This is a genomic window from Pseudomonas sp. Kh14, assembly GCF_900291005.1.
Classification (GTDB): Bacteria; Pseudomonadota; Gammaproteobacteria; order Pseudomonadales; family Pseudomonadaceae; genus Aquipseudomonas; species Aquipseudomonas alloputida.
In genome coordinates this window covers 1-247 of the sequence record NZ_OLKJ01000237.1, presented here as the reverse complement: position 1 = coordinate 247, position 247 = coordinate 1, and the positions used below count along the sequence as shown (strand labels likewise).

General features: G+C 70.4%; 1 protein-coding gene and 1 pseudogene. Both read left to right on the top strand.

Going from position 1 to position 247, the window contains the following annotated elements; all coding sequences use genetic code 11:
* Window positions 1-142, top strand: a 142-nt coding sequence (locus tag FQ668_RS27960) for a DUF3325 family protein (RefSeq protein WP_144180840.1), incomplete at its 5' end; no start/stop codon positions are given.
* 4 nt (window positions 143-146) lie between these two features.
* Window positions 147-247 (top strand): annotated as a pseudogene (locus tag FQ668_RS29135) (RNA polymerase sigma factor); the annotation flags it as partial.

Genomic DNA, 247 nt, shown 5'->3' with positions numbered 1-247 from the left:
TGGCTTGGTGGAGTGGACCGCAGTGATGATGGCCGGGGTGACCCTGTGGGTGTTCGGCCTGCCATACCAGCCCCGCCTGTTGCTGGGCCTGGCCGCCGCCAGCGTGGTGCTGGGGCCGTTGCTGGCCGTGTTCGCCGAGTGACCAGGTGAGCGAGCCGGGCGACATGATCGAGGCGGATGCCGAAAGCGGCGGTGGGCGTGCGCGCTTCGTCCAGGTGTTCCAGGCCCAGCGGGCACGCATGGAGGC